We start from the raw sequence: 25,721 nt of genomic DNA, 5'->3' as shown, positions 1-25,721 counted from the left end.
CGGGTCGTGTGCGCACGCCACCCCGCCCGCAGCTTAGGCAGTCAGCGCCTCGGCGCCGGCGTCGCGCGCGGCAAGGTCCCCCCGGTGTCCGGCACGGTAGGCCCTGCCGCCCAGGATCAGGGTGTAAGCCCAGTAAGCACAGAACACCAGGAACCCAATTGAAAGGCGCAGCCATGCAGGCAGCGGGCTTGGGGTCACGAACCCTTCCACCAACCCGGATACAAACAGCACCAGGATGAGGCCAAGGCCCACGGTTATCAGGGAGCGTCCTTCCCTGGCCAGCGCTGCCATGCGCGGCGTCCGGCCCGGCGCAACCAGGGCCCAGAAGATCCGCAGTCCTGCGGCCCCGGCTATGAAGATGGCGGTCAGTTCCATAAAACCGTGCGGAAGGATGTACGTGAAAAAGACATCCAGGCGCCCGTGCGCCGCCAGCAACGCGCCGGACATCCCCACATTCACGGCGTTTTGCAGGAGGATCCACGGCACCCACACTCCGGTGACGCCGAAGGCCACCGACTGGAGGGCGATCCAGGCGTTGTTGGTCCAGACCATTCCGGCGAAGCCGGCGGACGGGTTGTAGTAGTCCACGAAATCTTCTTCGGCGTATTGGCGCATTTCAGCCTCCGTGCCCATGGCTGCCAATACTCCGGGGGTGTTAAGCGACCACCACCCGCTCAGCCAGGCCACCAGGACAAACGCTGCCCCGATGGCGGCGGTGAGCCAGCGCACCCGGTAGAACGCGGCAGGGAGGGAGTACAGGAAGAAGCGTGAGAGGTCCGTGAGCGCGGCGGAGCGGTTGCCGGTGAACTTCGTACGCGCCCTCGCCAGGCGCATCGAAAGCCCAGCGGACAAAGGCCCTTCCGGGGCCACGGAGCGCACTATGGACAGGTGTGTTGAAGCGCGCTGGTACAGCCGAAGGAGCTCATCCGCTTCGGGGCCGCTGAGGCGGCGTCGGGCAGTGAGCTCGTCGAGGCGCATCCAATCGGCACCGTGCACGGCGGTGAAGGCATCCAGGTCCACGGGTACACCCTAGCGGGTCGGTACAGTGGAGCTCACCAACGGCTTTGGAGGAGGCACACGCGTGAGCAGCATTGTTACCGGCGAGGCAGTGGTCCTGGAGCTCCGCCCTGCCGGTTTCGCGCCCCGGATGCTTAGTGCCCTCATCGACGTTGCCGCCTCCGTCGTGGTATTTGTGCTCCTTGTGCTGGCGCTCGGCGGGATTGCCGCCAACGCGGATGAATCCCTCTTCCAGGCACTTCTGGTGGGGTCCGTGGTGCTCGTGTTCGTTGTGGCTCCAGCCGTCGTCGAAGCGGCCAGCCGCGGCAAATCGCTGGGGCGGCTGGCCCTGGGGCTGCGCATAGTGCGCGACGACGGCGGTGCGGTCCGGTTCCGGCACGCCATCATCCGGTCGGTCACGGCCGTGCTGGAAATCTATACGCTCTCCGGTGCCCTGGCGGTTTTCGTGGCCGTCTTCAATGACAAGTCCAAACGGCTCGGCGACGTGCTGGCCGGAACCTATGCCTTGCAGGAGCGGCTCCCGGCCGCCGCACCGCCTCCGGTGCTGACCCCGCCCGAACTTGCCGGGTGGGCGCGTTTGGCCGACCTTGGCCGGCTCCCCGATCCCCTGTCCTTCCGGATCTCCCGGTTCCTGGCGCAGACCGGCGGGATGTCCGGGCCCGCCAGGACCGCGCTTGCCGCCGAACTGGCAGCGGAAACGGTGCCTTACGTGTCGCCGCAGCCACCCATGGGCACCCACCCCGAGGCGTACCTGCGGGCCGTGACCGGAGAGCGGCGGGATCGGGACTTTGTACGTCTGCACCGGGCCCGCGGATCCGCTGCAGTGCTGGCCGCACGGCTGCACCGGACGCCGTTCAGCCGTTAGGCCCCGGCCGTCACCGGCTCCGGTTCAGTACCGGTAATGGTCCGGTTTGAAGGGACCTGCGACATCCACGCCCAGGTAGTCGGCCTGGCTTTTGGTGAGCTCAGTCAGCTCGACGCCGAGGGCGGACAGGTGCAGGCGGGCCACTTTCTCGTCCAGGACTTTGGGCAGCACGTACACCTGGTTGGCATAGGTCCCGTCGCCGTGGCGGGTGAAGAGCTCAACCTGGGCAATGGTCTGGTTGGCGAAGGAATTGCTCATCACAAACGAGGGGTGGCCGGTGGCGTTGCCCAGGTTCAGCAGCCGGCCTTCGGAGAGCACGATGATGCTGCGCTGTTCGTCCGTGCCTTCATCGAAGACCCATTCATGTACCTGCGGCTTGATTTCGACCTTGCGGATACCCGGGACCCGGGCCAGCCCGGCCATGTCGATCTCGTTGTCGAAGTGGCCCACGTTGCCCACAATGGCCTGGTGCTTCATGGCAGCCATGTGCCGGGCCATGATGATGTCCTTGTTGCCCGTGGTGGTGATGAAGATGTCGCCTTGGTCCAGCACGGATTCCAGCCGGGCCACCTGGTAGCCGTCCATGGCCGCCTGCAGGGCGCAGATGGGGTCGATTTCCGTCACGATGACGCGCGCGCCCTGGCCGCGCAGTGCTTCCGCGGCGCCTTTCCCGACGTCGCCGTAGCCGCAGACAACGGCGACCTTGCCGCCGATCAGCGTGTCCGTGGCCCGGTTCAGCCCGTCCGGCAGCGAGTGCCGGATGCCGTACTTGTTGTCGAACTTGGATTTGGTGACGGAGTCGTTGACGTTGATGGCCGGGAACAGCAGTTTGCCTTCGGCTGCAAGCTGGTACAGCCGCAGGACACCGGTGGTGGTTTCTTCGGTGACGCCGCGGATACCCTTGGCGATTGCGGTCCATTTGCCGGGGTGCTCGGCGAGGCTGCGGCGCAGCCGGTCCAAAATGACCGTGAACTCGTAGGAGTAGCCGTCATCGTCCGCCTGCGGATTCTCCGGCACGAACCCGGCTGCTTCGAACTCCACTCCCTTGTGCAGCAGCAGCGTCGCGTCACCGCCGTCGTCCAGGATCATGTTCGGTCCGCCGGAGCCCTCTGGCCAGGTGAGGATCTGTTCCGCTGTCCACCAGTAGTCCTCAAGCGATTCGTTCTTCCAGGCGAATACCGGCACCCCTGCCGGGTTGTCCGGGGTACCCTCCCCCACCACTACTGCGGCGGCGGCTTCGTCCTGGGTGGAGAAGATGTTGCAGGACGCCCAGCGCACTTCGGCCCCCAGGGCCGTGAGGGTCTCGATCAGCACAGCGGTCTGCACCGTCATGTGCAGGGATCCTGCAATGCGTGCTCCGGCCAGCGGCTGGCCGGGACCGTATTCGCGGCGCAGCGCCATCAGCCCGGGCATCTCGTGTTCGGCCAGGCGGATCTGGTGGCGTCCAGCTTCTGCCAGGGACAGGTCGGCGACTTTGAAATCCATGCTTCCGCCCGCTCCCCTAATCCGTTGCTGCAGGAACGGGACCGGTGCCGCCGGTGGCGGACGGCTTCAACATCACGGGAATGCCCTCCTCCAGCCGGTAGCGTACCCGGGCCCCGGAGGTGTCAGGGGCAGTGGAGAGCAGTTCGTCGCCCTCCTGCACAAGGCGGGAACCGGTAACGGGGCAACGCAGGACCGTTAGCAGTCCGGCAGATAGTGTGGCCATGGGACGGCACTTCCTCACAAGTCAGAACACGTCAGGTGCCGCGGCTGGCGGCGCATCACAGCCAAGCCTAACCCCTGGCCCCGGCGCAGGAGCTAGTTCTGTTCGCGCAGGACCCGCAGGTGCGCGCGGCGCGACCCGGGGACGTCAGCGGGCGGCTCCAACGCATGCTTGCCGCTGCGCTTGGGCTCATCGTCGTCCTCCGCCGGGGTCTCGGCGAACCGCTCCCGTACGGCGTCCACAAGGGCCGACAGTTCGTCGCTGGTCGGTGTCCGGGACTGTCCGTCCAGGTTCAGCCGGACCAGCTCCCATCCCATGGGGGCGGTGAGGCGGGCGGAATGGCCGGCACACAAATCGTAACAATGGGGCTCGGCGTACGTTGCGAGCGGCCCCAGCACTGCAGTGGAATCGGCGTAGACGTATGTCAGGGTTGCAACCGCCGGCTGGCGGCATGCTGATCTGGAGCACTGACGTAAGGATTCCACGGAGGACCACTTTACCCGCTCCCCGGCGACGACGGTGCAGGCGCGCCGGGCCCCTACGGGGCCGGGGAGCAGCCGGCGGCCGGATGCCCGCTGTTATTGCCCCCGGCGACGGGGTCCCGGCACCCGGGGGCAGCGGTTAGAGTTCTTACATGTCCATGGGATCTTCGCTGCGGGTGAGCCTCGATGATGAGTCGGGTTCGGCTGCTGTGTCCTCGTCCGGCTACTGGGTCCGCTCCTTCCGGCAGCGCCGCCGCAACCGGCACGGCCGCGGGCTGCGCGGGGACCTGATTCCGCCGCATCTGGCCGGAGCACGTACCCGCTCCGAGCGGTTCGACGAGTGGGTCCTGGAATCCGCACAGCGCCTGGAACGGCTGTGGGGCGAGCGGATCCAGAGCTACCAGTTCGTGGTTACGGAAATCCCTCCCCGGCTGGAGGATCTGGCCCGCGAGGGCGGACCCATCCCGCTGGGCGCGGCCACCGCGTCCGCGCCCGGCCGCCCGGCGGTCATCACCATTTACCGGCACGCCGTGGAAACCTCGGCCCGGGGACTGGTTCCGGTCAGCGAACTGGTCCATGACGTGATCGTGGAACAGCTTGCCGGGCTGATGGGCATGGACCCGGAAACCGTGGATCCGGCCTACGGCAGGTTCCGTCCGCTGTAGCCCGGCCGGATTAGTTCCCCACGCCCACCTGGACCCTGTTTGCGCCTGCATTGCCCTTGGGCAGGACCAGCACGCTGAGGCCCCTGTCCCCTTCGGTCACCACCTGCGCTCCGTATACCGGTGCGCCGGTGGCGCGGACCAGGACCGCGACGGGCGAGGTGCCCAGATCGGCCGGAAGGACCGCCGTGGTGGACCCTGCGGACAACGGCAGGATCTTTTCCGCCTGCAGCGACCCGTCCGCCGATACGGCGGCGAGGCTGAGCTCCGCGGCTCCCGCGGGGGCAGCGAAGGACAGAACCGTGTTGGCCGAGGCCAGCACGGCCAGGTGCTCGCTGCCGACCCGCTCCCCTGCACTGGCCACGGCCAGGTCGGTGCCTGCACCGGCATCGGTGCCGCGGGTGACGACGGCGGCCGCCACCACGGAAACGTCGGAGGAAATGTCCAGCGTGTAGGTTCCCTCGGGCAGCGAATCCAACGGCAGCTTGGTCACCGTCCCGGCTGCGGCGTTGTAACTGCCCCCGCCTTCAAGGTTCACTTCGCCGGCCGCTGAGAAAACGCGCACGTTGACCACGGCGTCTGTTGCCCCTGGCACGGCCACCTGCAGGGAGGGAGTCACGGACGCGTACCCGTCGACGGCTGCGAGCTTTCGGGTTGCCTCCGGGTTTTGGATGAAGACGCCGCCGACCACCTGGTTGGGCCGCGGCGCCGTTGTCGGCTGGATCAGTTCCACCCCGCCCGGGGTCAGGCCGCGCAGCAGGCTCTGCGAGATCACTGCCGAGACAGGCCCGCCGGAGCTGCGGACCCGGACCGCCAGCGCCTCCTGGTTCGCGGCCAGCCCGGCCAGGACCACCGAACGGGTCTGCCCGGGAGCAACGGAAATGCCGCGCGTCCCGGGCCCGTCCAGCGGACCCGCCGGACCGTAAAGTTCCAGGTCCACCGCCGCGGCCGTCTGCGAGGCGTTGGTCAGCTGCAGCACGGCGGTTGCCCCCACAGTTGTCCGGGCACCCACCAGCCACTGGTCGTTGGCCGGTGGCTGGCAGTTGGCGGCGGCCAGGCCGGACAGGTCGCCGTCGGTGGCGGCATAAGTCATGGCTGCCCCGGCGGTCGGCTGCAGGGCTCCCTTGGGATCGGCGCTGAGTACGGTTGCCGCCGAGACCTGCTGGTCCCGGGCGACGCCGGCAGTCCGGGTGCCGGCCAGCGGCACCTGAGTTCCTCCGCCCATGCGCAGCAGTACGGAGCCGTCCTTGACGGACGCCAAAGACGCGGCGGGCAGCGGGTTGCCTGCTGCCGGAAGGACGACGGCGTTAACCACGCTGCGTGCGGACGAGGACTCGGCACTGAATTCGGCATCGGTGCCGGCCACGTTGCCCGAGAGCAGCCGCAGGGGTTCCGGGCATACCCCGGTCAGCGGCCCGGCCGGCACCTCCGCGTACGGTACGTCCACGGCGCGGCCGGCTGTACCGGTACCGGCCAGGCTGGAACCGGCCACAAACGCTCCGGCACAGGCCAGCAGCAGGACTCCGCCGGACCAGCGGCCCGCTGCCCGTGCCCGGGAAGGCCGCGCGGGAGCGGTCTTCCGCCGCCGTTCCTTCACGGTCTGATCGCGTGCGGTGGGCTGGCCTTCAGGGCTGGACTTCGTTTCGCTCATGGCTGGTTCCCCTCCCGGGTCCGGTTTTCGGGCCCGCTGCCGGCACCGGTGCGGACAGGGGAAGGCGAAGCGCCGTCCTGCGCCGGAACTTCAGCGGGGGCGGCCGCGGCCGGCCCGTCCGGTCCGGCGGCATCCGTTTCGCTGCTGCCCGCGGCGGTGCTGTCCGCAGCATCGGCACCCGCGTGGCGTTTGCCCGGCAGCCGGATTGTCCTGCCGGCACCCGGAGTAGGCAGTGCCAGCAGCACGGTCAGGCCAATGACCAGCACCTGCAAGGCCTCGACCCAGGGCTCCCAGGGCGAGCGGTAGGCAACAACCAGTTCCCCGCCGTCGGCCGGAAGTTCAAAAGCCTGTTCCCAGCCCCCCTCCGTTGCCGCAAGTGGACGGCCGTCCAGGGTGGCCTGCCAGCCGTCATCGGCGCGTTCGGCCAGGACAAGTGTGCGCCCCTGCACACCGGCCTCGAGGGTGGTGCGCACCTCTTCAGTATGTGAGGGCACAGCTGCTGCCGTGCTGCCGTCGGCGTTCAGGATCCGCACCCGCGCACCCAGCCCCGACTGTGTTTCGGTCCCGGCATCGTTGAGCGGCTCGGTCACGCGCCACAGCCAGCCCGCGCCGGTCTGGCCGACGGCGGCCAGGCCGGGCACGGAATCCATCCGGCCGGCCAGCAGCTCAGCTGCGGTATCGGACTCCTGCAGGACCACGAATGCCACGCCGAGCCGGGCAAGTTCAGCCCGCGGATCAACTCCCGTGCCGGCGGTGATTACCGCAACGGCCCGGCGCAGGTCCGCGGTGGCCGGATCGTCGGCGCCCGGCGTGCCGGGAACGCCTTCCAGTCCGCGGGCGGCAGAAACGGTGGAGAGCTGTTCCAGTGTGGTGCCTCCGCCGCGCATAAGGACGGCGGTGACATTCCCGTCGGCGTCGGCGTGCAGGACCAGGCTGCGGGACTGGGCGTCTCCGTAGCCGGCATCGGCTGCCGTGGCTGGGAGGGTTCGTGCGGGGGCGCCCTGCACGGCGGTTTCCAGTCCCGGCAGGATGCCGGCGTCGTTTGGACCGCCGTTGGCGGCGGTGCCGGGGAATCCATTGCCGGTGAACTGCGGGACCGCCCACAGGGCAAGGCTGGCGGCGGGTCCGGCGGCCAGGACAAGCCCGAGGACCACGGCAAGGGAACGCCTGCTGCGCGGCGGCCGGCGCGCGTGCACCGGCGCGGGGCTACCGGGCAGCACATCCGCGGCGCAGGCCAGCGCGGCGCCCAGGAGCAGCAGCACGGTCGCTGAAACCAGGGGGCCGGCGAACGCGGTGACCACGGAATCAGCAGTGGCGGCCGTACCCAAGTAGGACGCCGCGGCGTTAACCGCCAGTGAGGTGACAGCCAGGATCCAGGCCAGCCGGGCGAGCCGGGCCGTCCTCGTCCGGAACAGTCCGAGAGCGGCCAGCACCACCACGGGCGCGCCGATCAGCAGTGCCAGGACCAGGTTCCACGGACCCTGCGGGAGCAGGCCGGAAAGGGTGCCGTCAACGGTAAACGCCACGGGGTAACCCAGCAGCTGCTGCCACGGTTCGGAACGGTCAAAGGCCAGCGGGACTCCGGGGTCCGCCAGGACAGCGCGCAGATGGTCCGGTGCGGCGGACAGTACCTGCGGCAGCAGGAGCGCGGCAGGCGGGAGCAGGGACCACCAGAGGGTCCGGGCACGGCGGCGCAGGGCAAGCGTCAGGATCAGGACCGCGGCCACCGCAAGGACAAAGAGAATCGGCGCAGCTGCGGTAAGGACCGCCAGGAGCAGCCCGGCGGCGGCAGCTGCCGTCCAGGACGCTGCCCGCCCGGCGCCGGCGCCAGGCGCCGGCTTGCCGGCACCCACCGCACGCGCAATGGCGAGGACCGTGAGTGGAAGCAGGATGTGGGCGATCATGCTGCCCAGCCGTCCGCTGCCCAGGGCCGTTTGGAACGCGGGTACGGCGGCCCAGAAGACAGCTGCCCAGAACCGCAGGCCGCGATGTTGAGTAAAGACCCCTGCCGCGAACCAGGCACTCAGCCCGGCCAGGGGCAGGGCGAGCATCAGCAGGACGAGCACGGCGGTGTTCCCGTTGCCGAATCCGGCCATGGCCAGCAGGGACAGCACAAACCCGAAAGGATCTCCGTGGGCGGGGTAACCGGAGCCCGCCTGTGCCCACCATCCGGTGGCCGCATCCCATATTCCAGCCACCCCCGGGCCCAAGGGCAGGAGGGCGCCGCCGGAAGCAGCTGGTACGCCAATCAGGCGGTGCAGGCCCGTGAGGGAAGCTGCGGCCAGCAGCAGGGCCCCGGCCAGAGCGCCGAGGCCGACCCAGCTGCGGCCGGATCCTTCAAGGGCGGCAAAGTCATCACTGGCGTCACCGGAGGGGACGTATTCTTCCCCGCCTGGACCGTTTGGACCGGTATGTGCCTCGGTCAGGGTCCGGCGGTGTTCGCGCACTTCCCTGCCGGTGCTGCGCAGGGCGTTCACGGCGTTGCGGGGGCGTGTCCTCGTTGAGGCTGCACGCCGGCGGGAACGGTAAAGATCCAAGGGGCGGCAGACGGCGGCAACGCTTGTGACCAGCGACGCCGCGGCGTATCCGGGATCCTTGGCCAGCATGCCCAGGAAGAACCGGCCAATGCCGCCAAGGACAGCCCCCACGGCGAGGAAGGGCACCTGCCACAGCGGCGCGTGCTTGAGCCGGAGGAAGATCTCGGCCCTGCGCGCGGCAGCTTCCGATGCCGCCGGGTTGGGGCGGTCGCCGGCATGGCGGACTCCGGCGGCGGGAACCACCACCACGCGGTTTCCGGCCAGCCTGTTCCGCCAGCAAAGGTCAATGTCATCGCCGCTGCCGGGCAGGGCAGGGTCGAATCCGCCCAGTTGGTCCCAGGCGTCCCGGCGGATGAGCATACCGGCCGAGTTAACGGCAAAGATATCGCTGCGCGAATCGTATTGGCCCTGGTCCAGTTCGTCGGCGTCGATCAAGGTGAGCCGTTCGGCCCAGCGGTTGACGCTGATCCCCACGTCCATGAGGCGGCGTTCGTTATCCCAATGCACCTGCTTGGCGCCCGCAATTGTGACCGACGGCGCCCGCTCCACGGCCAGGAGCAGTTCCTCCAGCGCCCCGGGGGCGGGTGCTGAATCATCGTGGAGCAGCCAGATCCATTCACTGGCCGGATCACGGTCGGCCCCGCCCCGCTTGGGGAGCTCGGCCAGCCCTGCTTTCACCGCGGCGCCGAACCCGCCGCGCGCGGGAGCGGCGATGACTGGGCTGCCCACGGGGAGGCCCAGCTGCAGCAGGGAAGCGCTTGCATCGGTGGAGCCGGCGTCAACGCCGATGCAGAAATCTGCCGGCCTGCTCTGTGCCGTCAGTGCGGATAGTGTCTCGGGAAGGAACCGGGCGCCGTTGTGCGAAACCACAACAGCACAAACATGGACGTGCGAAAGAATTAGACTGCCTGCTTCCGAAGCCGGCGGCGTTCACGCTCGGACAGACCGCCCCAGATGCCGAACCGCTCATCGTTGGCCAGTGCGTATTCCAGGCACTGTGACCGGACATTGCATGCGGCGCAGACCTTCTTCGCGTCGCGGGTGGACCCGCCCTTTTCGGGGAAGAACGCCTCTGGATCGGTCTGGGCGCACAGTGCGTCCGCCTGCCAGCCAAGCTCGCCCTCGTCCGCGTAGTCTTGGCCGAGGCCGGGAAGCCCGATCCAGACGGGCCGGGTTTCAGGTGCCGCGGGGAACAATGAGACCGGCGGGTCGAGGACGGTTTCCTCTTCCTCCGGGGCTTCAGCCAGCGCCTGGTGGGCAGCGAGGAAGGCAGTGGCCTGGTCCTCAATCGAACCGGCAGTATCCCGCCGGTACCGCTCGGCAGCAGCCGGATCAGCGGGATCCACGTACCAGTCAACGGGGACGCCCCGTGAACCGTAGCTGGCGGTGGCCTGCTCAGCAATGACGGTACTGTCCTGCGATTCTTCTGCTTGCCCCATGGAGTCCTCCCGGTGTTACTGCCCCAGCGGCGGCTGTGTGGTGGAGCCGCAGGCACTGGGCCTGCGGGTCCTCCATGTGGCTGGAACAAATCCGATACCTAATTACACGCGTGTAATACGACTCCGTCAAGCTGTTCAGGCATCTTATAGAGTTCATTGAGCGGATGCGAGGAACGCCACGCCCGGGATCTGCTCCATTTTCCGGGCGCGTCGCACTTTACAGAAGCGCTGCGGCAGTGGGAATGAATTTCCCGCGCCACCCGCCGGTACCGCACCGGAGCCGGTCCGCACCGCACGGATCGGCAGGACCTACGAAAGAGAGCACTTGATAATGAGCACGCCGGCATCCGCCCTGCTTTCGGGCCTGCGCACGCAGCAGGCCACTTCCCCCGCCCTGATTTGGTACGGCCGCGGAGGGGAACGGATCGAGCTGTCGGGGAAGGTGCTGGACAACTGGGTTGCCAAGACCGCCAACTTCCTCGTGGACGAACTCGACGCCGAACCCGGGCTGAGGCTGCGGCTCGATTTGCCCGTTCATTGGAAGACCCTGGTCTGGGTCCTGGCCGGCTGGCAGACCGGCTGCACGGTGGTGTGGGATCCCGAGGGCAGCTCCGCGGCAGCTGATGTCACGGTTACCGCCTCGGCGCAGTCCACGGGCCCGGGGACCGTGGTGGCGGTGGCGCTGGGCGCCCTTGACCTGGCCTACCCGGCAGACCTGGCCCCCGGCGTCGTCGACTATGCCGCGGAGGTACGTTCGTATGCTGATACCTACATCGAGGGGCCGGCGCCGGACGCCTCAGTGCCTGCACTGGAGGTCCACGGCGGCACGTCGGCAGCCCTGCTGCAGGGAACGGTCCCCTACAGTGCACTGCCTGCCGGCGGCGAACCCGCCGGAACACCCGGCGTCCTTCTGGCAGCCTCCGCGGACCTCCCGCTGGTGCTTGAGGCCGCCCTGCAGACCTGGGCTTCCGGCGGCGCGCTGGTCCTCACCGGCGAAGGCGTTGATCCGGGCGAGAAGGTCCTGGCCTCGGAGCGGGTTACGAAGCGGTTGGAGGCCTGATAGCCCCGGTCCGGGGCGCCGGATCTTCGCGCGGGGCTGCGGGATCATCCAGCAGCTCGTAGTCCTGCTCGAAACCGGGCTCGTCATCCAATTCGGCGTTAAAGACCCAGAAACGGTAGGCAAAGAACCGCAGGACGGTGGCCACTCCAATGCCGATCACACCAGCCAGGAACAACAGGTTCTTGTCCTCTATCCCCATGGGATAGCGGGCAACCCAGGTGAAGCCGGTGGAGATCAGGATGCCCACGCCGTTGATCAGGATGAACAGCCCGAGTTCACGCGCCACATTGTCTTGGCTGCGGCGCCGGCGGAACGTCCAGTAGCGGTTGGCCACCCAGGAGAACATGGTCGCCACAACGGCGCCGACAAAGCGTGCCTTGACCTCGCTGCCGGACATGGGTCCATGCATCAGGTACAGGGTCAGCCCGTTGTCGATGAGGAAGGCCAGGGCACCCACGGTTCCGAACTTGGCGACTTCCCGCCAGAACAGGGAAACAAGGCCCCGAAGCCGAGATGACAGCGATGTAAACATGACCCTCCGAGGCCGATCCGCGACAGGGGCCCGCAAAAACGGCGGACGGCTGCCTACACCCGACGCGCGGACGCGCGGCGGTCAAGTAAGCAATATTACCGCCGGTTTATGGGAGTTTGCTCGGGACTGTGGCATATCCGGGGGTGGCGGCGCAGGATGCACAGGGCTTTTCGGTACCCTTAAGGCGTGAATTTCCCAATTATCGGTGTGATAGGTGGCGGCCAGCTCGCCCGGATGATGGCCCCAGCGGCCACGGCACTCGGATTTGAGCTGCGCGTGCTCGCCGAGGGACCTGATGTGTCGGCGGTGCCGGCAGTGGCAAACGCCACGGTGGGAGATTACCGGGACCTGCAGGTCCTCGCGGACTTTGCCGCCGGCGTCGACGTGCTGACCTTTGACCACGAACATGTACCCGGCGGGCACCTGTCGGCACTGGTGGAAAAGGGAGTCAACGTCCAGCCGGGCCCCGACGCCCTGATCCATGCCCAGGACAAGCTGGTCATGCGCGCCGCCGTGGAACGGCTGGGCCTGCCCAACCCCCGCTGGGCCGAGGTTGCCGACGTGGAGGAGCTGGCAGCCTTCGGCGAGTCGATCGGCTGGCCGGTGGTCCTGAAAACCCCGCGCGGCGGATATGACGGCAAGGGCGTGCGGATAGTGGCCGACGGCGCCGCAGCGCGGGAATGCGCCGACTGGTTCGGTGCCGGCCCGCTGCTGGCTGAAGAGAAAGTCCCCTTCACCCGTGAGTTGTCCGCCCTGGTAGCCCGGACCCCCGGCGGGCAGAGCACGGCCTGGCCCGTGGTCCACTCCATCCAGGTGGACGGCGTGTGCGACGAAGTGATCGCTCCGGCACAGGACCTTGATCCCGCGGTAGCCGAAGCTGCCGCAGCTGCGGCGCTGCGCCTGGCCGAGGAACTCGGTGTGACTGGCGTAATGGCCGCGGAACTCTTCGAAACCCCCGGCCGCGGCCCCGGATTCCTGGTCAATGAGCTGGCCATGCGTCCGCACAACTCCGGGCACTGGACCATGGACGGTTCCCTGACCGGGCAGTTCGAGCAGCACCTGCGGGCCGTTCTGGACCTGCCGCTGGGCGCCACCGGACTGCTGTCCGGGGCAACGGTCATGAAGAACTTCCTGGGCGGACCAAATCCCGATCTGTTTGCTGCCTATCCCCTGGCCATGGCCGCCGAACCCGCCGTCAAGATCCATACCTACGGCAAATCGGTGCGCCCGGGACGTAAGATCGGGCACGTTAATGCCGTCGGCGCCGCTGGCGACCTTCCCGCACTCCGCCGCAGCGCCGGCCGGGCAGCGGCCATCATCCGTGACGGCCGCGACCCCCTGAAGGAGAACTGAAGTATGCCCAACCGTGCTACCCCGCCGCTGGTCGGCCTCGTTATGGGCTCGGACTCCGACTGGCCGGTCATGGATGCCGCTGCGGCGGCGCTGGCCGAGTTCGGGATTCCCTATGAGGCCGACGTCGTCTCGGCCCACCGTATGCCCGAGGACATGCTGGACTACGGCAGGGAAGCACACCGGCGCGGACTACGCATCATTATTGCCGGTGCAGGCGGCGCCGCCCACCTGCCCGGGATGCTCGCCTCAGTGACACCGCTGCCGGTCATCGGGGTACCCGTACCCCTGAAGTACCTGGACGGAATGGACTCGCTGCTCTCGATTGTCCAGATGCCCGCCGGCGTGCCGGTGGCGACGGTCTCCATCGGCGGAGCCCGGAACGCGGGCCTGCTGGCCGTGCGGATGCTGGCTGCCGGCACCGACCCCTTTGCTGCCCGGCTGCAGCAGCAGTTGATCGAATTCGCTGCTGGCCTGCGCCAGAGTGCCATGGCCAAGGGCGCCGCCCTGCGCACGTCCCAGACCGGCACGGACTAAGGGAAGATCATGGACCAGCGCCACGCAGCCGATCCAGGCACGCCCTACACTGACCCCGTCCGCTATCCCCAAAGCGCCGCATACGGGGTCCGGACCAAGCGGGCCTTCATCCTGCTGCTGCTGACCCTGGTTCTGCCCGGCGCAGCCCAGGTGGTTGCCGGCGACCGGAAGCTGGGCCGGCGTGCCCTGCGGGTCAGCCTCACGGCATGGGCACTGGTAGCGGCCGCCGTCGTCATTGCCCTGACCAATCGGGCCCTGCTCATCAATATTTTGACCAACCGCTGGGCGTCGCTGCTGATCATGCTGGCCCTGGTGGTGCTGGCCGTGGGCTGGGCACTGCTGTTCCTGAACACGCTGCGCATCATCCGACCTCCGCTCCTGCAGCGCGGCGTCCGCCCGGTGGTGGCCAGCGTCCTGGCCCTGCTGATGGTCGCCACCAGCGGCAGCCTTGCCTACGGCGCGTACCTGATGAACGTCTCCCGCCATGCCTTCGACTCCATCTTCGCCTCCGGTCCGTCGCTGGACCCGGTGGACGGCCGGTACAACTTCCTGCTGATGGGCGGCGACGCAGGCGAGGACCGCACCGGACTGCGGCCGGACAGCATTTCCATGTTCAGCGTGGACGCCAAGAGCGGCCACACCGTGGTGTTCAGCATTCCGCGCAACTTCCAAAACGCCCAGTTCCCGGCGGATTCCCCGCTGTCCGATGTGTACCCGACCGGCTATGACTGCGGCGACGAGTGCATTATCAACAGCCTGTACCAAACAGTGACCGAGAACTACGCGGACCTGTATCCCGGCTCCCAGGATCCCGGGGCCGAGGCCATGATGGACGCAGTCAGCGGCACCCTGGGGCTGGAGGTCCAGGGCTACGTGATCGTGGACATGGACGGCTTCTCCACCCTGGTCGATGCCATGGGCGGGATCAAGGTCAACGTAGGCGGCTGGGTGCCGATCACCGCCGGGGAAATTCCCGGAACGAACCGACACTATCCCCCGGACGGCTGGATTCCCCCGGGCACGCAGACCCTGGACGGCTACCACGCCCTCTGGTATGCCCGCTCCCGGGAGTTCGTTACCGACTACCACCGGATATCCCGGCAGCAGTGCGTGCAGCAGGCCATGGTGGCGCAGATGGATCCAGCTACATTGCTGACCCGCTTCCAGGCCATTGCCTCGGCGGGCGAGCAGATCGTGGAAACGGACCTGCCGCAGGACCAGCTGGGCAGTTTCGTGGACCTGGCACTGAAGGCCAAGGGACAAACGATGGAGCGGATGACCATCGGCCCGCCGGACTTCGGTCCGGCAGCGGACAACTTCGTGACCTACCCGGATTTCAACCTGATCCATGCCCGGGTCCAGGACATGCTGGACGGCACCTCCGAACCGGCAGCCCCTGCTGAGGAGGCACCCGCTGAGGAGGCCGCCCCTGAAGAGGGCATGGATGCCGGCACAGAAGCCGGCGGAACAGACGGCGAGGCAGCGGACGGAACGCCTATCACCGAGGTTCCCCAGGAGGAGACGGAAGAAATCACCGTGGAGTACCTGCAGTACCTGGCGGAGATCCAGGACGATGCGACGCTCGGTATGCTCCTGAACAACAACGGTGAGTGCAGCCCGGGCTAGTCCTGCACTGCTTCGCATCCGACTCACCTATCAGCCGAAAGAGACCCATGTACCTGCTCCGGAATACGCTCCGACCCTATGCATGGGGATCAACCACGGCCATGGCCGAACTGTTCGGCCGGGAGCCCTCCGGGGATCCGGAGGCAGAACTGTGGATCGGAGCCCATCCGGGCGCACCGTCGGCCCTGGTGCCGCCGGTGGACGGGGCACAGACCCTCGACGAGCTTATTGCCTTGGATCCGGAGGCCGCCCTCGGCGCGGATACAGCAGCCCGGTTCGGCGGTGAGCTGCCCTTCCTGGCCAAGATCCTCGCAGCGGGCTCTCCCCTGTCGCTGCAGGTCCATCCCACGCCCGCACAGGCCCGCGCCGGTTATGCAGCCGAAGAGGAAACGGGTGTGGACCGCGGGGCGAGGGAACGCAATTACAAGGACGGGAACCACAAACCGGAGATGATCTTCGCGCTGACGCCCTTCGAGGCGTTGTGCGGTTTCCGGAACCCGGAGGAGGCAGCGCAGGTTTTCCGGGCCGTCAACGGGGCTATTGCCGCCGAGGGACGCCCGGTCCCGGAACTGCTGGAATGGATTGTTGCGGAGCTTTCTTCCGGCCACCCGGCGGCCGACCGGCTGCAGTCCGTCTTTCGGACCATCCTCAGCGACGGAGAATCCGTCCGGCCCGCGGTGGAGGAGGCGGCCGCTGCCTCGGCATTGTTGTCCGCTGCCGGAACCGAATTTGCCCGTGAACTGACAACTGTGGCCGAGCTGCACGGCTTCTACCCGGGTGATCCCGGGGTCTTGATCTCCCTGCTGCTCAACCGGGCCTCCCTGAAGTCCGGCGAAGCGATCTACCTCCCCGCCGGCAACGTCCACGCCTACCTGAGCGGCCTGGGCGTGGAAGTCATGGCGGCATCGGACAATGTCCTGCGCGGCGGCCTGACCCCCAAGCATGTGGATGTCCCGGAACTGCTTCGGACCGTGGATTTCCGGCCGCTGGGCATTCCCTCGCTTACGGCCGGACACACCGCGGACGGGCAGGAAGTCTTCCGCCCGCCCTTTGAGGAATTCCAGCTGCAGCGGATCGAGCTGGCCCAGGGGCCGGACACCGGCCGGGACCTTCCCGCCGAAGTTCCGGTGCTGCAGAACGGACCCGCGGTGGTGATCTCCGTCCGCGGCAACGTTGCGCTGTCCTCCCCCGCCGGCAGCTTGGTCCTTGAACCCGGGCAGAGCGCTTTCCTGCCGGCCGGCGATGCGCCGGCCTTCCTGCGGCTCGCCTCCGATTCGGCGCAGCACGACGACGCCGCGCTGGCCTTCGCCGTTACGGTCGGGTCCGCCCCGGCCAACGGCGGGGATGAGCCCCGCCTGGATCTGCCGGCCTGATCCCGCTGCCGGACTGATCCCGCTGCCGGCCTGATCCCGCTGCCCGCCTGATCCCCGGTTAGGGGCGCAGCCGGCCCTTGAGGCCTGCAACGACGGCGCGGGCCTTCCGCATGCCTGTTTTGGCCAGCGGCAGTGCGGTGGCGAAGACCGGGTAGAGCGGGGAAAGCGGCTTGTCCCAGGTGCCCGTCAGCAGGTCCTCGTGCTTAGCCCAGCCCATCTTGAACTTGGACACGCCGTCGTTGAGCAGCCCGTTGAAGTCGTAGCGGGTAATGCCGCGTTCCTTCATGTCGGAGATGGCGTGCCATTTCAGCGCGTAGTTGGCCCGCAGCCGCTCGCCTTCCTCGGTCATGCCGCCGTAAAGCTCGAAGGCCGTGTATTCACTGGCCGAGAGCCACAGGAACGCCACCACGTCCTCCCCGCTGAAGGCGGCATACACCGGCGAATCCTCGCCGAGGTTGTCGAAGATGTCCAGGTAGTAGGCGTCTTCATGGATTCCAAAGTGCGCCCGCTGGGCCGTGAGCTTGTACACAGCAAGGCACTTGGCGATTTCCGCACGCTCTACCCGGCGGTAGACCAGGTCCTCCCGCCCGGATTTACGGATGTACTGGCGGTGCTTTTTGCTCATGTCCCCGGAAAGGTCGTCCAGGCTGCGCTGCAGGTCCAGGATCAGTGTCCGGCCAATCAGGATGGTGTTCCCGCTCCGGCGGAAACCGAGTCCGGGCAGGCCTGCGGAGAGTTTGCCGTCCTCATCCCAGTCCGGCTCGATGGACAGGGCCACGGCGGAGTGTGCCGTCTTTACATAGTCACTGACGGCATCCAGCACCTCCAGCTCCCGGCCCGGCTCCCCCTGTGGTCCGCGCGGGATGTACGCCAGGGCGCGGAACGGGAAAGGCAGCGCGCGCAGCAGCACCTGGGCGCAGCCCACCACGGTGCCGGCGTCGTCGCTGACCAGGACGCGGTCCACGCTCCATCCGTGCTCCGCCTTGGTTTTGCCCCAGCCCCACAACTGCTGGGGGTGGCCGCCGAAGCGGTTGACGGTTTCGTTCCAGGAAGCGGTTTCGGAGCAGGGAGTAACGCGCAGTGTCATGCCTTCAAGACTACTTGGCTCCCCTGCCGGGGGCCGAAACGGACGGCACCGGCGGCGGCTAACCGTGCGCGGCAGGCAACGGTCAGGCCACCGGGCCGGTCATGGGTGGGGATGGCTTGCTAGGCTCGACTATGGCTGCTTCCTCTTCCATTCCCTCATCCGGATCCCCCTCAACCGCCAGTCACCGCGGGGCGGACCTTGCACGCCGGATCACCGTCACCAGCTGTTTTGCCGTCTGCATTGTCGGCTCCATGATCGGCGTGGGCGTTTTTGGCGGCACGCCCGTGGCGGAAGCCGCCGGCGGTGCGCTGAGTGCCGATGCGACATATCTGGCTCCGGCCGGCACGGCCTTCTCCATCTGGTCCGTGATTTACACCGGGCTTGGCCTTTTCACGGTCTATCAGTGGTTTCCGTCCCAGCGAGCCTCAGGCCGGCAACGTTCCCTGGGCTGGCTGGTTGCCGCGTCGCTGCTCTTGAACGCCGCCTGGATCCTCTCGGTGCAGGCCGGGTCGGTGCTGCTCAGCGTGGTGGTGATCGTGGCCCTGCTGGCCGTCCTGGCCGAGTGTTTTCGGCGCTACGCGGTCCTGCGGACTGCACGCACCGGCGGCTGGCCGGAATGGATTGCAGTGGATGGCGCGCTGGGCCTCTATCTTGGCTGGGTATGCGTAGCCACAGCTGCGAATACCGCCTCTGCGCTCACCTCCGCAGGCTTCCGGGGTTTCGGGTTGCCTCCGGCCCTCTGGTCTGCTGCCGTGCTTGCCGTTACGGCCGCCGTCGGCATCGGGCTGGCTGCGGCCGGACGCGGCCGCCTCGCTCCGGCGGTTCACTCGTGTGGGGACTGTCCTGGATAGCGGTCTCCCGGGTCAACGGCGGACTGGAATCTGTTCCCACCGCGGTGGCCGCCGCCGCAGCGGCAGTTGTGGTGGCTGCCGCCACCCTGGCTATCCGCTTCCGTGCCGGCCGTCCGGGAACCAGCGCCGCGCCCCGCTCCGGCCGGCCGGCCTGAGACGCCTCCTCCGCAACAAAGCGTCCCCGCCGGAAGTTTCCGGCGGGGACGCTTTTGGTACTGGGGCGCGAGGCCTGCGGACTAGTTGGCGCGGGCGTAGGACTCCCACTTGTGCGCCTGGTGTTCGCCGTCCACCACGCGGATAGTGCCGGACTTGGAGCGCATCACGATGGACTGGGTCAGGACGCGGTCCTTCTTGTAACGGACCCCGCGCAGCAGATCGCCGTCGGTGATGCCCGTCGCAGCGAAGTAGCAGTTATCGCTGGTGACCAGGTCATTGGTGGACATCACCCGGTCCAGATCATGTCCGGCGTCGATTGCCTTCTGCTTCTCGTCATCGGAGGTGGGCCACAACCGGCCCTGGATAACGCCGCCGAGCGTCTTGATGGCGCAGGCGGTAATGATGCCTTCGGGAGTGCCGCCGATTCCCATCAGGGCATCGACGTCGGTGCCTTCGCGTGCAGCGGCAATGCCGCCGGCGACGTCGCCGTCCATCAGCATCCGGGTCCGGGCACCGGCGTCGCGGATTTCCTGCACCAGCGGCTTGTGCCGGTCACGCTCGAGGATCATGACGTTGAGCTGGTTGATCTTTTTGCCCTTGGCCTTGGCAATCAAGTGGAGGTTCTGCTTGACCGGCAGGCGCAGGTCCACCATGTCGGCGGCTTCCGGGCCGGTCACGAGCTTTTCCATGTAGAACACGGCGGAGGGATCAAACATGGTGCCGCGCTCAGCGACAGCCAGGACGGCGAGGGCGTTGTTGATGCCCAGTGCCGTAAGGCGGGTGCCGTCAATGGGGTCGACGGCAACGTCGCACAGGGCGCCGGTGCCGTCGCCAACGTGCTCGCCGTTGTAGAGCATGGGCGCTTCGTCCTTCTCGCCCTCACCGATGACCACTACGCCGTTGAAGTGGACCGTGGAAATGAGCGAACGCATGGCGTCCACTGCTGCGCCGTCGGCGGCGTTCTTGTCGCCGAAGCCCACCCAGTGGCCGCCGGCAATGGCGGCTGCCTCCGTGACACGGACCAGTTCGAGGGCCAGGTTGCGGTCCGGCTCCGAATCTCCGACTGCTAGTGCGGGGGAAAGTGTTGAGTACTGGGCACCTTTGGACACGTCAAACCTCATCTTTGAAATTTCGATGTAAACCGTCTGCGGACACCCGTTGGAGCAGATGACCTTTCTCCGATCATAGTCTGAGTGGCTTTTGCCACCACCCGGCGACCGGATATCTGCGGCCCGGTTTGACCCGGCCGCTTTGTCGGAGCGGGTTTTGCGGAGTAGGAGTTCAGCGCCGCATAAGAGAATATGGAGGGGTGAGTGAAACGCAGCCTGATCCCCAGCAGCCCCAGCAGGCCGAAGACGCGGTGACGCCGGTCCTGACCACCAAGCAGGCCAAGCGGGCCAATGCCACCGTGATGGGCATGCTGATCGCCACCGGCCTGACGCTGGCGCTGTGCCTGGTGCCGGTGCTGCTGAATCCGTCCCCCAAGATGCAGGCACGCAATGTCGATGTCACAGCTGCGGCCAACCAGGCTGCCGGGGATGCCGGCTACAGCCCGCTGGACCCTGAGCTTCCCGATGGCTGGACGGCCAATTACGCGCGTTGGAACACCGGAGAGAACAACGGCGTGCCCACGTGGGAGGTGGGATATGTCACGCCTGGAACTGAATTTATTGCCCTCACCGAGACCAATGCGGCCAATCCCACCTGGGTGTACGAGTCGACCGGCGACTCCGCCGTCGCCGGGGAACGGCAGGCCGGCGGAGTGACGTGGGAACTGCGGGATTCCTCCAGCGGGAAGGCATCCATGGTGGCCGAGGTCGAGGGCCTGACCGTGGTGCTCACGGGCTCCGGAGAGCTGAGCGAATTCGATGTCCTGGCCGAGCACGTGGTGGAGGACCTGCGCGGCAACTGATGCCGGGTGCCAAGGAAGGCACTACGGCGTCCGGCCGCCGAAGGAGTAATCTCGGAACCGTGGAGACAGAAAAGATGATCACCCCCGCCCAGGCCTGGCAGAAACTGCGTGAAGGCAACGAACGCTTTGTTGCCGGGAGCGCCAACCATCCGAACCAGGACGCCCCGCGCCGCAGTTCACTGGTGGAGGGCCAGAATCCTTTTGCCGTCATCTTCGGCTGCTCGGATTCGCGCCTCGCTGCGGAAATCATCTTCGACCTCGGTCTTGGGGACGCCTTTGTAGTCCGCACCGCGGGCCAGGTAATCGACGACGCCGTCCTGGGTTCCCTTGAATACAGCGTTGGAACGCTCAACGTGCCGCTGATTGTGGTTCTCGGCCATGACAGCTGCGGCGCGGTCACCGCGGCGAAGGAAGCAGTGGACACCGGCGAAACCCCCACCGGATACGTGCGTTCCCTGGTGGAGCGGATCACCCCGTCCGTACTGGCCTCCCACCGGAAGAACCTGTTTGAGGTCAACGACATGGTGGTGGAGCACACCAAGCAGACAGCTGAGCGCCTGGTGGAAAGCTCCCGGGTCATCTCTGACGCCGTGGAGGACGGACGCGTTGCCGTCATCGGTTTGTCCTACCGGCTGGCCGAGGGCAACGCAGAGCTGGTCTCCGGGTTCGGCGCACTGGAACACCCCGCCGTCCTGCGTTCGGCACTGCCCAAGTAGTGGTTTGCGCTGCGGCGCAGCGGTTTCTACTGCGGCGGGTCGGGACACTAGGCTTGGGGACATGACTTCTGACACCTCCGAATATCGCATCGAACACGACACCATGGGCGAGGTCCGGGTTCCGGCCGCCGCCCTTTACCGTGCACAGACGCAGCGCGCGGTCGAGAACTTTCCCATTTCCGGCACCATGCTGGAAACCTCGCACATCGAAGCGCTCGCCCGGATCAAGAAGGCCGCTGCGACTGCCAACGCCGAACTGGGGGTGCTCGACGAAGAGCGCGCCCGGGCCATTGAAAAGGCAGCCGACGCCGTCGCCACTGGAATGCATGACGGCCACTTCCCCATCGACGTCTTCCAGACCGGTTCGGGTACATCCTCGAACATGAACACCAACGAGGTCCTCGCCGAACTGGCTACCCGTGCTTTGCGGGACGCTGGCAGCGAAACCACCGTCCACCCGAACGACCACGTTAACGCGTCGCAGTCTTCCAACGACGTTTTCCCCACCTCCGTGCACGTGGCAGCTACGTCGGCACTGCTCAACAACCTGATCCCGGCCCTTGACCACCTTGCCGCGTCACTGGAGCGCAAGGCCGAAGAGTTCAAGGACGTGGTTAAGTCCGGACGGACCCACCTGATGGATGCCACGCCGGTTACGCTGGGCCAGGAATTCGGCGGGTACGCCGCCCAGGTCCGCTACGGCATCGAGCGGGTGCAGGCCTCGCTCCCCCGCGTGGCCGAGGTCCCGCTTGGCGGCACCGCCGTCGGCACCGGCATCAACACTCCGGCCGGATTCCCGCAGCGGGTCATCGAACTGCTGGCCGCCGACACCGGACTGCCGCTGACCGAAGCGCGCGACCACTTCGAGGCACAGGCCAACCGTGACGCCCTGGTTGAGGTTTCCGGCATGCTGCGCACCATCGCCGTATCCTTCACCAAGATCGCCAACGACCTGCGCTGGATGGGCTCCGGCCCCAACACCGGACTGGGCGAAATCGCCATTCCCGACCTCCAGCCGGGCTCCTCGATCATGCCGGGCAAGGTCAACCCCGTCATTTCCGAGGCCGTTATGCAGGTGGCCGCACAGGTAGTAGGCAACGACGCCGCCGTCGCCTGGGCCGGCACGTTCGGTTACTTTGAACTCAACGTCGGCATCCCGGTGATCGCCGCGAACCTGCTGGAGTCCATCCGGCTGCTGGCCAATTCTTCCCGCGTAATGGCGGACAAGATGATTGACGGCATCGAAGCCAACGTTGAGCGTGCCCGCTATCTCGCCGAAGCATCCCCGTCCATCGTCACCCCGCTGAACAAGTTCATCGGCTACGAGAACGCGGCCAAGATCGCCAAGTACTCCGTCAAGGAAGGCAAGACCATCCGTCAGGCCGTCGAAGACCTGGGTTACCTGGAACGCGGCGAACTGACCGAGGAACAGTTGGACAAGGCCCTGGACGTCCTCTCGATGACGAAGCCGCCCCAGGCATAGCAGGCAGCACAAACGCCGCCTGCAGCACGCCACGCGCAGCTCCGGCGAAAGGGCATCCGGTTTTTCCGGGTGCCCTTTCCCGTCCGTCCCCTGATGGAATTTGCACATGCCAGTCCATAGTGCAAACATTTACCGCGTGAGTAATAGTGCAACAAATGAGGACTGCGGGGGCCTGCGGGAACGCAAGCGCACCGCCACCCGGGCTGCCATAACGGCTGCTGCGCGCACCCTCACTGCAGCCAAGGGCGTGAACGGCTTCACCGTGGAACAGCTCTGTGAACGGGTCGGCATTTCCCGCCGGACGTTCTTCAACTACTTCCCCGCCAAGGAAGACGCCATCCTCGGCTCGCCGGCCGACGACCTCCCGGAGGACCTGGTCCGGCGCTTCATTGAGGGCGGCGCATCATCGGCACCCGGGACACTGTCCTCCACCCTCGTGCCGGACTTTGTGGAACTCGCGGTCGGCATGACCGAGCGGATGGCTATGTCGCGCACGGAAATGGCCCAGCTCAAGGAGGCCATCAGCGCGGAACCGCGGCTGATTTCCAAAGCCATGCACGGTTCCCGCGAAGCCGAGGAGGAATTCCGCCGGATAGCTGCGGCCCGGGAATCCCTTCCTGCGGACGATTCGCGCATTGCCGTCCTGGTGGCACTCTTCGGAGCACTCGTCCAGCGGGCCGGCATGGTCTTCTTTGACCCGGCCAACACGGCGTCCTACCGCAGCACGCTCGTCACCGCGGTGAATGCCGCCGTCGAAGTGTTTTCGGCAGCGGAACCGCTGCCCCTGCCCGCCGAACCGCCTCCCTTACCCGCCCCCACCGGTTCCCCCGAACCCGTTGATTCCCCTGACCCCGCCGACCCCGCCAAGGACACCGAATGACAACCACCGCGAAAAGCGCCCCCGGGCCGCTTTTGCTGACCCAGAAACGCATCTGGATCATTTTCTCCGCACTGATCGCGGGCATGCTCCTGTCCAGCCTCGACCAGACCATTGTTTCCACGGCCATGCCTACCATCGTCGGGGAACTCGGCGGCGTCGAGCACCAGACCTGGATCACCACCGCCTACCTGCTGGCGACCACCATCGTGATGCCGATCTACGGCAAGTTCGGTGACGTACTGGGCCGGCGCAACCTGTTCCTGTTCGCCATCGCGCTGTTCACCGCCGCGTCCGTTGGCTGCGCCTTCGCCACCGATTTTTGGGGCTTCGTGATTTTCCGGGCCATCCAGGGCCTGGGCGGCGGCGGCTTGATGATCCTCTCCCAGGCGATCATTGCCGACATCGTGCCGGCGAACCAGCGGGGCAAGTACCTCGGACCGCTGGGCGGCATCTTCGGATTGTCCGCCGTGGCGGGGCCGCTGATGGGCGGCTTCTTCGTTGACCACATGACCTGGCAGTGGGCCTTCTACATCAACATTCCCATCGGCATCATTGCCTTCCTCGTTGCGTTCTTCGCACTCACGCTTCCCACCAAAAAGGCGGAAAAGCGGATCGACGTCGGAGGCGTGGTGTTCCTCTCCATTGCAACCACCTGCCTGATCTTCTTCACCGATTTCGGCGGCCGGGACGACTACGGCTGGACGGACCCGGCAACCCTGCTCTTCGGCGCGGGGATGCTCCTGGCGGCCCTGATCTTCGTGATGATCGAGCGCCGCGCAGCCGATCCCATCATTCCGCTCAGCCTCTTCCGGAACCCGATCTTCGTCAACAGCACGGCCATCGGTTTCACCTTGGGCATGGGCATGTTCGCGGCCCTGGCCTTCGTCCCCACGTTCCTGCAGATGTCCACCGGCACCTCCGCAGCCGTCTCCGGCCTGCTGATGCTGCCGATGATGGTGGGCATGATGGGCACCTCGATCTACTCCGGCCTGGCCATCACCAAGACCGGCAAGTACAAGAAGTACCCGATCATGGGCGCCGTCCTGGTTATTGCGGCCATGCTGTGGATGACCACGCTGTCCGCCGACACTCCCGTCTGGGTGATCTGCGCGCAGCTGTTCTTATTCGGCGCGGGCCTCGGCTACATCATGCAGGTTGTGGTGCTGGTCGTACAGAACTCCGTTCCGGTGGACCAGATCGGCACCGCGACTTCCAGCAACAACTACTTCCGGGAAGTCGGCGCATCACTGGGTGTCGCGATCTTCGGTGCGATGTTCACGTCCCGGCTGGCGGACAAGCTGGAAGCAACCTTCGCCGGTGCGGGGTTCGATGCCTCTGCCGCAGGGGAAGCAACGGCCACCCTGCAGCCTTCCGTGCTGGAAACCCTTCCGGAACCGCTCCGGGACGGCATTGTCACCGCCTACGCCGATTCCCTTGCCCCGGTGTTCTGGTACCTGATCCCATTCCTGGTGATCGCCCTGGTCCTGGCCTTCTTCCTGAAGCAGATTCCGCTTTCCGACGTCGCCGGAATGGTCGCGCGCGGGGAAGCAGTGGGCGGGGAAGAGGCGGACCGGCTGGAGGCCGAACGCCTGGCCGCACTCAACGGCACCGCTCCGAAGTCCGGACCCGCAGATCCGTCGGCCGAAGCCGTGCCCCCGGCGACGGAGACTACGGGAACGCGGGTAGCCCCGGAGCAGGCTCCGGAGAATCCCTACCGCGAGCGGTAACCGCCCCCGGGATGCTCTTCGTCCGGAACTGGGTTGGAACAGCCGAAAGGGGCCGTCCCGCTGCTGCGGGGCG

General features: G+C 67.0%; 24 protein-coding genes. 14 read left to right on the top strand and 10 right to left on the bottom strand.

Features of this window, described 5'->3' with window-relative positions; translation table 11 throughout:
- Positions 1-33: 33 nt before the first annotated feature.
- The gene (locus QNO06_RS05280; RefSeq protein WP_227914111.1) at positions 34-1,020 is read right to left on the bottom strand and encodes a stage II sporulation protein M; all 987 of its coding nucleotides are present in this window, start codon (positions 1,018-1,020) and stop codon (positions 34-36) included.
- A gap of 61 nt (positions 1,021-1,081) precedes the next feature.
- On the opposite strand from QNO06_RS05280, the gene QNO06_RS05275 reads away from it, so the two are divergent.
- Positions 1,082-1,882, top strand: coding sequence for an RDD family protein (locus QNO06_RS05275; protein ID WP_227914110.1), 801 nt, complete (start codon positions 1,082-1,084; stop codon positions 1,880-1,882).
- Positions 1,883-1,906: 24 nt separating this feature from the next.
- Here QNO06_RS05275 and ahcY read toward each other — a convergent pair whose 3' ends face one another.
- From ahcY to QNO06_RS05260, 3 genes are all read right to left on the bottom strand, one after another.
- Positions 1,907-3,367: an adenosylhomocysteinase gene (gene ahcY / locus QNO06_RS05270; RefSeq protein WP_227914109.1), complete on the bottom strand. Its 1,461-nt coding sequence runs from the start codon at positions 3,365-3,367 to the stop codon at positions 1,907-1,909.
- A gap of 16 nt (positions 3,368-3,383) precedes the next feature.
- Positions 3,384-3,590 carry a Trm112 family protein gene (locus tag QNO06_RS05265; protein ID WP_227914108.1) on the bottom strand — a complete coding sequence of 69 codons (207 nt, stop codon included), beginning with the start codon at positions 3,588-3,590 and terminating at the stop codon, positions 3,384-3,386.
- A gap of 92 nt (positions 3,591-3,682) precedes the next feature.
- Positions 3,683-4,072 (bottom strand): DUF3499 domain-containing protein, encoded by a 390-nt coding sequence (locus tag QNO06_RS05260; protein ID WP_227914107.1) that lies wholly within the window; start codon positions 4,070-4,072, stop codon positions 3,683-3,685.
- A gap of 149 nt (positions 4,073-4,221) precedes the next feature.
- On the opposite strand from QNO06_RS05260, the gene QNO06_RS05255 reads away from it, so the two are divergent.
- Entirely contained in the window at positions 4,222-4,734 is a 513-nt protein-coding gene (locus QNO06_RS05255; RefSeq protein WP_227914106.1) for a metallopeptidase family protein, read from the top strand.
- Between the two features lie 10 nt (positions 4,735-4,744).
- Here the strand turns inward: QNO06_RS05255 and QNO06_RS05250 are convergent, their stop codons facing one another.
- Genes QNO06_RS05250 through QNO06_RS05240 form a run of 3 tightly spaced genes read right to left on the bottom strand, consistent with a single transcriptional unit; the run spans position 4,745 to position 10,358 of the window.
- The gene (locus tag QNO06_RS05250; protein ID WP_227914105.1) at positions 4,745-6,382 is read right to left on the bottom strand and encodes a DUF5719 family protein; all 1,638 of its coding nucleotides are present in this window, start codon (positions 6,380-6,382) and stop codon (positions 4,745-4,747) included.
- A complete protein-coding gene (locus QNO06_RS05245) occupies positions 6,379-9,789 on the bottom strand; it encodes a glycosyltransferase (protein WP_227914104.1) in 3,411 nt (1,136 codons plus the stop codon). Before QNO06_RS05245 ends, QNO06_RS05250 begins: the two co-directional genes overlap by 4 nt.
- A gap of 29 nt (positions 9,790-9,818) precedes the next feature.
- Entirely contained in the window at positions 9,819-10,358 is a 540-nt protein-coding gene (locus QNO06_RS05240; RefSeq protein WP_229960803.1) for a WhiB family transcriptional regulator, read from the bottom strand.
- A 331-nt stretch (positions 10,359-10,689) separates the two neighbouring features.
- Between QNO06_RS05240 and QNO06_RS05235 the strand changes: the two genes are divergently transcribed.
- On the top strand, positions 10,690-11,418 hold the full coding sequence (locus tag QNO06_RS05235) for a TIGR03089 family protein (protein ID WP_227914103.1): 729 nt from the start codon (positions 10,690-10,692) through the stop codon (positions 11,416-11,418).
- On the opposite strand, the gene QNO06_RS05230 is transcribed toward QNO06_RS05235, so the two are convergent.
- Positions 11,396-11,950, bottom strand: coding sequence for a GtrA family protein (locus tag QNO06_RS05230; RefSeq protein WP_227914102.1), 555 nt, complete (start codon positions 11,948-11,950; stop codon positions 11,396-11,398). The two genes, QNO06_RS05235 and QNO06_RS05230, sit on opposite strands and share 23 nt — an antisense overlap.
- Before the next feature lie 186 nt (positions 11,951-12,136).
- On the opposite strand from QNO06_RS05230, the gene QNO06_RS05225 reads away from it, so the two are divergent.
- From QNO06_RS05225 to manA, 4 genes are read left to right on the top strand one after another with little or no spacing between them, the layout of a single operon-like run.
- Positions 12,137-13,303, top strand: a complete 1,167-nt coding sequence (locus QNO06_RS05225) for a 5-(carboxyamino)imidazole ribonucleotide synthase (protein WP_227914101.1) — start codon at positions 12,137-12,139, stop codon at positions 13,301-13,303.
- Positions 13,304-13,306: 3 nt separating this feature from the next.
- A complete protein-coding gene (purE, locus tag QNO06_RS05220) occupies positions 13,307-13,837 on the top strand; it encodes a 5-(carboxyamino)imidazole ribonucleotide mutase (RefSeq protein ID WP_227914100.1) in 531 nt (176 codons plus the stop codon).
- Between the two features lie 9 nt (positions 13,838-13,846).
- Positions 13,847-15,463, top strand: coding sequence for an LCP family protein (locus QNO06_RS05215; protein ID WP_227914099.1), 1,617 nt, complete (start codon positions 13,847-13,849; stop codon positions 15,461-15,463).
- Between the two features lie 47 nt (positions 15,464-15,510).
- Complete coding sequence (manA, locus tag QNO06_RS05210) at positions 15,511-16,836, top strand: mannose-6-phosphate isomerase, class I (RefSeq protein ID WP_227914098.1); 1,326 nt, start codon at positions 15,511-15,513, stop codon at positions 16,834-16,836.
- Between the two features lie 58 nt (positions 16,837-16,894).
- On the opposite strand, the gene QNO06_RS05205 is transcribed toward manA, so the two are convergent.
- Complete coding sequence (locus tag QNO06_RS05205; RefSeq protein WP_227914097.1) at positions 16,895-17,923, bottom strand: lipid II:glycine glycyltransferase FemX; 1,029 nt, start codon at positions 17,921-17,923, stop codon at positions 16,895-16,897.
- A 131-nt stretch (positions 17,924-18,054) separates the two neighbouring features.
- Here QNO06_RS05205 and QNO06_RS05200 point away from each other — a divergent pair, with 131 nt between their 5' ends.
- Together QNO06_RS05200 and QNO06_RS16965 are read left to right on the top strand one after the other, a co-directional pair.
- Positions 18,055-18,774, top strand: a complete 720-nt coding sequence (locus tag QNO06_RS05200; protein ID WP_227914096.1) for a TspO-related membrane protein — start codon at positions 18,055-18,057, stop codon at positions 18,772-18,774.
- Positions 18,753-18,929 (top strand): hypothetical protein, encoded by a 177-nt coding sequence (locus QNO06_RS16965; RefSeq protein WP_227914146.1) that lies wholly within the window; start codon positions 18,753-18,755, stop codon positions 18,927-18,929. The genes QNO06_RS05200 and QNO06_RS16965 overlap by 22 nt, the downstream gene beginning before the upstream one ends.
- Positions 18,930-19,010: 81 nt before the next feature.
- Here QNO06_RS16965 and glpX read toward each other — a convergent pair whose 3' ends face one another.
- A complete protein-coding gene (glpX, locus tag QNO06_RS05195) occupies positions 19,011-20,051 on the bottom strand; it encodes a class II fructose-bisphosphatase (protein WP_227914095.1) in 1,041 nt (346 codons plus the stop codon).
- A gap of 188 nt (positions 20,052-20,239) precedes the next feature.
- On the opposite strand from glpX, the gene QNO06_RS05190 reads away from it, so the two are divergent.
- The 5 genes from QNO06_RS05190 to QNO06_RS05170 all read left to right on the top strand — a co-directional run bounded on the left by QNO06_RS05190 (position 20,240) and on the right by QNO06_RS05170 (position 25,648).
- On the top strand, positions 20,240-20,842 hold the full coding sequence (locus QNO06_RS05190) for a DUF4245 domain-containing protein (RefSeq protein ID WP_227914094.1): 603 nt from the start codon (positions 20,240-20,242) through the stop codon (positions 20,840-20,842).
- A gap of 74 nt (positions 20,843-20,916) precedes the next feature.
- Positions 20,917-21,558, top strand: coding sequence for a carbonic anhydrase (locus QNO06_RS05185; RefSeq protein WP_227914141.1), 642 nt, complete (start codon positions 20,917-20,919; stop codon positions 21,556-21,558).
- A gap of 61 nt (positions 21,559-21,619) precedes the next feature.
- Positions 21,620-23,041 carry a class II fumarate hydratase gene (locus QNO06_RS05180; protein WP_227914093.1) on the top strand — a complete coding sequence of 474 codons (1,422 nt, stop codon included), beginning with the start codon at positions 21,620-21,622 and terminating at the stop codon, positions 23,039-23,041.
- Between the two features lie 136 nt (positions 23,042-23,177).
- Positions 23,178-23,921 (top strand): TetR/AcrR family transcriptional regulator, encoded by a 744-nt coding sequence (locus QNO06_RS05175; protein WP_227914092.1) that lies wholly within the window; start codon positions 23,178-23,180, stop codon positions 23,919-23,921.
- The gene (locus QNO06_RS05170) at positions 23,918-25,648 is read left to right on the top strand and encodes an MDR family MFS transporter (RefSeq protein ID WP_227914091.1); all 1,731 of its coding nucleotides are present in this window, start codon (positions 23,918-23,920) and stop codon (positions 25,646-25,648) included. Before QNO06_RS05175 ends, QNO06_RS05170 begins: the two co-directional genes overlap by 4 nt.
- Positions 25,649-25,721 lie beyond the last annotated feature (73 nt).

Source organism: Arthrobacter sp. zg-Y20, assembly GCF_030142075.1.
In the GTDB taxonomy this organism is placed as follows: Bacteria; Actinomycetota; Actinomycetes; order Actinomycetales; family Micrococcaceae; genus Arthrobacter_B.
The sequence above is the reverse complement of the archived record's forward strand: the minus strand, read 5'-3'. Positions and strand labels throughout refer to the sequence as shown.

Coding starts and splice junctions, on each gene's coding strand:
- ahcY (WP_227914109.1), bottom strand. CDS start 3,367: ATGGATTTCAAAGTCGCCGACCTGTCCCTGGCAGAAGCTGGACGCCAC.
- QNO06_RS05265 (WP_227914108.1), bottom strand. CDS start 3,590: ATGGCCACACTATCTGCCGGACTGCTAACGGTCCTGCGTTGCCCCGTT.
- QNO06_RS05255 (WP_227914106.1), top strand. CDS start 4,222: ATGTCCATGGGATCTTCGCTGCGGGTGAGCCTCGATGATGAGTCGGGT.
- QNO06_RS05250 (WP_227914105.1), bottom strand. CDS start 6,382: ATGAGCGAAACGAAGTCCAGCCCTGAAGGCCAGCCCACCGCACGCGAT.
- QNO06_RS05240 (WP_229960803.1), bottom strand. CDS start 10,358: ATGGGGCAAGCAGAAGAATCGCAGGACAGTACCGTCATTGCTGAGCAG.
- QNO06_RS05235 (WP_227914103.1), top strand. CDS start 10,690: ATGAGCACGCCGGCATCCGCCCTGCTTTCGGGCCTGCGCACGCAGCAG.
- QNO06_RS05230 (WP_227914102.1), bottom strand. CDS start 11,950: ATGTTTACATCGCTGTCATCTCGGCTTCGGGGCCTTGTTTCCCTGTTC.
- purE (WP_227914100.1), top strand. CDS start 13,307: ATGCCCAACCGTGCTACCCCGCCGCTGGTCGGCCTCGTTATGGGCTCG.
- QNO06_RS05215 (WP_227914099.1), top strand. CDS start 13,847: ATGGACCAGCGCCACGCAGCCGATCCAGGCACGCCCTACACTGACCCC.
- manA (WP_227914098.1), top strand. CDS start 15,511: ATGTACCTGCTCCGGAATACGCTCCGACCCTATGCATGGGGATCAACC.
- QNO06_RS05205 (WP_227914097.1), bottom strand. CDS start 17,923: ATGACACTGCGCGTTACTCCCTGCTCCGAAACCGCTTCCTGGAACGAA.
- QNO06_RS05200 (WP_227914096.1), top strand. CDS start 18,055: ATGGCTGCTTCCTCTTCCATTCCCTCATCCGGATCCCCCTCAACCGCC.
- glpX (WP_227914095.1), bottom strand. CDS start 20,051: ATGAGGTTTGACGTGTCCAAAGGTGCCCAGTACTCAACACTTTCCCCC.
- QNO06_RS05185 (WP_227914141.1), top strand. CDS start 20,917: ATGATCACCCCCGCCCAGGCCTGGCAGAAACTGCGTGAAGGCAACGAA.
- QNO06_RS05180 (WP_227914093.1), top strand. CDS start 21,620: ATGACTTCTGACACCTCCGAATATCGCATCGAACACGACACCATGGGC.
- QNO06_RS05170 (WP_227914091.1), top strand. CDS start 23,918: ATGACAACCACCGCGAAAAGCGCCCCCGGGCCGCTTTTGCTGACCCAG.